The sequence below is a fragment of the Pseudomonas sp. P5_A12 genome (genome assembly GCF_056400685.1).
Map to the genome: position 1 here is coordinate 48,026 of NZ_JBFUKU010000033.1, position 6,314 is coordinate 54,339.

A 6,314-nucleotide genomic window follows, 5' to 3' on the forward strand; every position below is an offset into this window, starting at 1 on the left:
CCCATGATTGTCGTGGAAAAACTGACAAAGCAGTTCAAGGGTCAAGTCGTGCTCAACGGCATCGATCTGCAAGTGAAGGAAGGTGAAGTCGTGGCAATCATCGGCCCTAGCGGCTCGGGTAAAACCACGTTTCTGCGTTGCCTGAATTTTCTCGAAGAACCCACCAGCGGACGGATCAAGGTCGGTGACATCGAGATCGATGGCAGCCGCCCGCTGAACCAGCAGCAAGGTCTGGTTCGACGCCTGCGTCAACACGTCGGCTTCGTGTTCCAGAACTTCAACCTGTTCCCCCATCGCACGGCTCTGGAAAACGTCATCGAAGGCCCGATCGTCGTCAAGAAGATCCCGCGTGCCGAAGCCGTTGCCCTGGGCAAAAAGCTCTTGGCCAAGGTTGGTCTGGCAGGCAAGGAAGATGCTTACCCGCGACGCCTGTCCGGTGGTCAGCAACAGCGTGTGGCGATTGCCCGGGCGCTGGCGATGGAGCCGGAAGTGATCCTGTTCGATGAGCCTACCTCGGCGCTCGATCCGGAACTGGTCGGTGAAGTGTTGGCGACCATCCGCGGTCTGGCCGAGGAGAAACGCACCATGGTCATCGTCACCCACGAAATGGGCTTCGCCCGGGACGTGGCCAATCGCGTGGTGTTTTTCGACAAGGGTGTAATCGTCGAGCAAGGCGAATCAAAAGCGTTGTTTGCCAATCCGAAAGAAGAGCGGACAAAACAGTTCCTCAGCAAGTTTCTGAACAACTCTCACGACTGAAAAACATCAACACTACTTGTTAACTTCCATGGACGGAAGTGACAACTACCCCGTCAGCAAAATCTCTTCCGATTTACTCGCCACACGCGCACTTTAAATAATTCAACTGATGCCTTGTGCGGTACATATATATGTCCTGCAACAGATTTTTCTCGCCTAGAGTTCGCTTAAGCCGACCCTCACCACCGAGCGAGCCCAAGCCTACAACTGCGTTGCACACCGCTAAACTCGTGGCCTTGTTCGACGGCACGCTGCGGAATATCAACTTCAGCACGTAGGATTATTCTGAATAACAGGAGATCCAACACTTAACTAGCCAGCTCTATTGACACCTATTCAAGCGCACTCTTATCTAGTCACCAACAGGCGTAAACCTTTGCACTTCAGCATCATTTAACCTTCAAATAACAAGCAGATTTGTTGCTGGGTAATGCACGCCTTTTGATCTTTCAGAAACGGAACTTCGCTGCAAGGCTTCAAGGAGAAAACCCATGACAAGCACATCGAATACACCCGAACTTGCGGCCCCTACCCTGGCGCAATCGCACAAGGCCGGCGTCAACATGACCTCGGCGGCTCATCTGATGATCGACGTGGCGCCCTACCCCGGCATGGACGCAGGCGACCTCATCGAACTTTTCTGGAACAACTGCTACGTCGCCTCCAGGGTCCTGACTGCCGAAGACCGCGGCAACGTAGTCAGTCTGCGAGTGCCGGAAAGCTTCATTGCCAACGGTTGCGCACGCATCCACTACAAGGTCATGCAGATTGGGCAAGGGCCCGCGCTGTCACCGGCGACGCGCGTTCAGATCAAACTGGATTGCCCTGGCGGCCCGCTATCGACCCAGTGCAGCGACGAAAACCAAAGCCTGGCGCCCGTGGGCATCCCCGAGACCATCCGCCGCCAAGGGGTCAACCCTAACCAGATCAAACGCGGCGTACCGTTGACCATCGAGCCTTATCTGAACATGGCCACCGACGATGAAATCACCTTGCGCTGGGGTGATGTGCGCATGGATTTGCCCCGACTCAAGGCTAGCGAGGTGGGCCAGCCGATTCAGGTCTGGGTGCCGCCGGCGATCATTCTCGAAGCCGGCGAAGACCTGCGGCTGGAAGTGACGTATTGCATCCTCGACCGCGTGGGTAACAACTCGCGCTGGGCACCGCCGCGCTGGCTGAAGATTGGCTGCGCGAATCCTTATCTGAAAGTGCGGCCAAAGGAGATGTTGATGGCCGCGGAACCCCGCAAACGCTGAGATCCCTGTGACACTCGGCGGACTCGATCCTGTAGCAGCTGGCGAAGCCTGCGTCCGGCTRCGMAGCAGTCGCTAAATCAAGCGATGCGGTCATTCAGGTTGATCGCGGACTGAGAATTTACGACTGCTKCGYAGCCGGACGCAGGCTTCGCCAGCTGCTAAAGGGGGGCGCGACACCTCATTAAATGGGTGTACGTCACCCCTTCTATGTATATTCCTAAAAGTTAGTTTATTAATTTTTTATACGCGCTTAGGGTATATACACCGGACCACCGGACATTCTTGTTTTTATTCGTCGCAACCCACGCGACGATCCCATGAGATGTGAGGTAGGTATGGTCCGGAACACAATCACCCCAGTGCAGATCGCCAGGGCATTGCGTGCAGCCAAGGAGCGGCACTGATGTCCAGTCTGGCAGATGCAATCGTCCACAGTGATCTGGACGTCGCCCCGTTGTTGTTGCCTGCACAGGTTTTGCGCAACGACGCTCAAGCCATTGAAGCCGCCCATGAACTGGCGCACGTCGCCCGTCTTCATGCGGCCAAACGTGACCGTCAGCGCAAGTTGCCCTGGTCGGAAATCGAACAGTTCACCCGCAGCGGTTTAGGCAGCATTGCCATCCCGCGTGAATACGGCGGCCCACAGGTTTCGTTCGTCACACTCGCCGAGGTGTTCGCGATCATTTCCGCGGCAGATCCGGCGTTGGGACAGATTCCGCAGAACCAGTTCGGCATTCTCAACCTGGTGCTGGGCAGCGCCACGGAAGCGCAGAAAAAGCAGCTGTTCAAAAGCGTGCTCGACGGCTGGCGCATCGGCAATGCGGGCCCCGAACGCGGTACAAAAAACACCCTGGAACTCAAGGCGCGCATCACCGCCGATGGCGACGGTTTTGTCCTCAATGGCCAGAAGTTTTACTCCACGGGCGCGCTGTTCGCCCACTGGGTCGCAGTCAAAGCGTTGAACGATGACGGCAAGCAAGTACTGGCCTTCGTTCGTCGCGGTACGCCGGGGCTGCGCATCGTTGATGACTGGTCGGGTTTCGGTCAGCGCACCACCGCCAGCGGCACCATTTTGCTTAACAACGTGCGGGTCGATGCCGAACTGGTGGTGGATAACTGGAAGATCAACCAGAAGCCGAACCTCCAAGGCGCCGTGTCGCAACTGATTCAAGCCGCCATCGATGCGGGGATCGCCCGGGGCGCCATCGACGACGCCATCGAGTTTGTGAAAACCCGGGCGCGTCCGTGGATCGACGCCAAGGTCGAACGCGCCAGCGATGACCTCTACGTGATCGCAGATATCGGCAAGTTGAAAATCGAACTGCACGCCGCCGAAGCGCTGTTGCGCAAAGCCGGGAAAGTACTTGATCAAGTCAACGCCGCGCCCCTAACGGCCGAGTCGGCGGCCCGCGCATCGATTGCCGTGGCCGAAGCCAAAGTGCTGACCACCGAGATCTCGCTGCTGGCCAGCGAAAAACTCTTCGAACTGGCCGGCAGCCGCGCCACCCTCGCCGAATTCAACCTCGACCGCCACTGGCGCAACGCCCGCGTGCACACATTGCACGACCCGGTGCGCTGGAAATATCACGCGGTCGGCACCTATCACCTCAATGGCACTTTGCCTGCGCGGCATTCCTGGATCTGATGACCAGTACCCTTTTGACCAGATCTCTGGAGAAACACATGACTTATTTCCACCACGTCGCGGTCATAACCAGCGATGAGCAAGCCCTGGTCGTCGCCAGTGACCTGGCCGACGACTTCAAACGCGACAGCGCACTGCGCGACCGTGAACGCCGTTTGCCACACCCGGAACTGGAAGTGTTTTCCCGTTCAGGCCTCTGGGGTATCAGCGTACCGAAGGAGTATGGTGGCGCCGGCGTGTCCAACGTGACGCTGGCCAAGGTGATCGCCTTGATTGCCCAGGCTGATGGCTCGCTCGGGCAAATCCCGCAGAACCATTTTTATGCCCTCGAAGTGCTGCGCGTAAACGGCAGCCATGAGCAGAAACAACGCCTGTATGCAGAAGTATTGGCCGGCCAGCGCTTTGGCAATGCGCTCGCCGAACTCGGCACAAAAACCGCTCACGACCGCGTCACCAGCCTCAAGCGCGACGGTGACGGCTATCGCATCAACGGTCGCAAGTTTTACTCAACCGGCGCGATTTATGCACAACGCATCCCGACCTCGGTGGTGGATGACAATGGCGTGCAGCAATTGGCGTTCGTGCCGCGCGACAGCAAAGGCCTGACGGTCATCGACGATTGGAGCGGCTTTGGTCAGCGCACCACCGGCAGCGGTTCAGTGGCGTTCGACGATGTGTATGTGGCGGCCGAGGACGTGATCCCGTTCCAAAGCGCTTTCGAACGCCCGACCACCGTCGGCCCGCTGGCGCAGATCCTCCACGCCGCCATTGACACCGGCATCGCTCGCGCAGCCTATGAAGATGCGCTGCATTTTGTGCGCACCAAAACCCGGCCGTGGATCGACGCCACTCATGAAAAAGCCACCGACGACCCGCTGACCATCAAGAGTTTCGGTCATTTGAGCATTCGCCTGCACGCCGCCGAAGCCCTGCTGGAACGCTCCGGCGAACGCCTCGACAAGGCTCAAGCCGACACCAACGCCGAAACCGTCGCCGCCGCCTCGATTGCCGTCGCCGAAGCCCGAGCCATCAGCACCGAAATCTCCCTCGCCGCCGGCAGTACGTTGTTCGAACTGGCCGGCAGCCAAGCCACCCTGATCGAGCAYGGACTGGACCGGCACTGGCGCAACGCGCGCGTGCACACCTTGCACGACCCGGTACGCTGGAAATATCACGCGGTGGGCAACTACTACCTGAACGATGAAAACCCTCCGTTACGAGGGACCATCTGATGGCCGACGGCAAAAAGAAGATCCTGCTCAACGCGTTCAACATGAACTGCGTCGGGCATATCAACCATGGTCTGTGGACACATCCACGGGACAATTCCACGCAATACAAAACGATCGAGTATTGGACCGAGCTGGCGCAACTGTTGGAGCGCGGGCTGTTCGACGGACTGTTCATCGCCGACATCGTCGGTGTGTACGACGTCTACCAGAACTCAGTGGATGTGCCGCTGAAAGAGTCGATCCAACTCCCGGTCAACGACCCGTTGCTGTTGGTATCGGCCATGGCCGCCGTGACCAAAAACCTTGGCTTCGGCCTGACTGCCAACCTCACTTATGAGCCGCCGTACCTGTTCGCCCGACGCATGTCCACGCTCGATCACCTGAGCCGTGGCCGGGTCGGCTGGAACATCGTCACCGGCTACCTCGACAGCGCCGCCAAGGCCATGGGCCTGAGCGAACAGGTCGAGCACGACCGTCGTTACGACCAGGCTGATGAATACCTGGAGGTGCTCTACAAACTCTGGGAAGGCAGCTGGGAAAACGGCGCGGTGCTCAACGACCGCGAACAACGGATCTACGCCCAGCCGGAGAAAGTGCACAAGGTCGAGCACAAAGGCGAGTTCTATCAGGTCGAGGGATATCACCTGTGCGAGCCGTCACCGCAGCGCACACCAGTGTTGTTCCAGGCCGGTAGTTCGGATCGCGGTTTGCTGTTCGCCGGGCGTCATGCCGAGTGCGTGTTCATCAGCGGCCAGAACAAACCGTCGACCAAAATCCAGGTGGACAAGGTTCGCGCCAGCGCCGTCGCGGCCGGGCGCAACCCCGAGGACATCAAGGTGTTCATGGGGCTGAACGTGATAGTCGGCGCCACCGAAGAGCTTGCCTGGGCCAAACACGCCGAGTACCTGAGCTATGCCAGTGCCGAGGCCGGCRTGGCGCATTTTTCGGCATCGACCGGGATCGATTTTTCCGAATACGAAATCGACGAACCGATCCAGTACGTGAAGAGCAACGCGATCCAGTCGGCGACCAAAAACCTGCAAAACAACGACTGGACCCGCCGCAAATTGCTTGAGCAACACGCCCTCGGTGGTCGCTACATCACCGTGGTCGGTTCGCCCGAGCAAGTGGCGGATGAACTGGAATCGTGGATCGCCGAAACCGGCCTGGACGGCTTCAACCTGACACGGATTGTCACCCCGGAAAGCTATGTGGATTTCATTGATCTGGTGATTCCGGAGTTGCAGCGTCGCGGGTCGTACAAGACCGCTTATGACGACGGCAGCTTGCGGGAGAAGCTGTTTCACGCAGAAGCGCATTTGCCTGAGCAACATACCGGTTCTAACTACCGCCATTGAACCCTGTGGAAGCTGGCCTGCCGGCGATAGCGGTGGGTCAGTTGAAGTTGTGCTGGCTGACACA

Annotated in this window: 5 protein-coding genes; all 5 read left to right on the forward strand. The window is 58.5% G+C overall.

Translation table 11 applies throughout. From position 1 onward, the window contains the following. The first annotated feature begins 3 nt into the window (after positions 1-3). Positions 4-759: an L-cystine ABC transporter ATP-binding protein TcyN gene (gene tcyN, locus AC1DSG_RS07555; RefSeq protein ID WP_477790316.1), complete on the forward strand. Its 756-nt coding sequence runs from the start codon at positions 4-6 to the stop codon at positions 757-759. 491 nt (positions 760-1,250) lie between these two features. After that, positions 1,251-2,015: a hypothetical protein gene (locus tag AC1DSG_RS07560; RefSeq protein ID WP_477790317.1), complete on the forward strand. Its 765-nt coding sequence runs from the start codon at positions 1,251-1,253 to the stop codon at positions 2,013-2,015. Between the two features lie 403 nt (positions 2,016-2,418). Continuing rightward, the gene (locus AC1DSG_RS07565; RefSeq protein ID WP_477790318.1) at positions 2,419-3,660 is read left to right on the forward strand and encodes an SfnB family sulfur acquisition oxidoreductase; all 1,242 of its coding nucleotides are present in this window, start codon (positions 2,419-2,421) and stop codon (positions 3,658-3,660) included. A 38-nt stretch (positions 3,661-3,698) separates the two neighbouring features. After that, positions 3,699-4,892, forward strand: coding sequence for an SfnB family sulfur acquisition oxidoreductase (locus AC1DSG_RS07570; RefSeq protein ID WP_477790319.1), 1,194 nt, complete (start codon positions 3,699-3,701; stop codon positions 4,890-4,892). After that, the gene (locus AC1DSG_RS07575) at positions 4,892-6,250 is read left to right on the forward strand and encodes an LLM class flavin-dependent oxidoreductase (RefSeq protein WP_477790320.1); all 1,359 of its coding nucleotides are present in this window, start codon (positions 4,892-4,894) and stop codon (positions 6,248-6,250) included. The genes AC1DSG_RS07570 and AC1DSG_RS07575 overlap by 1 nt, the downstream gene beginning before the upstream one ends. The last annotated feature ends 64 nt before the right edge of the window (positions 6,251-6,314 follow it).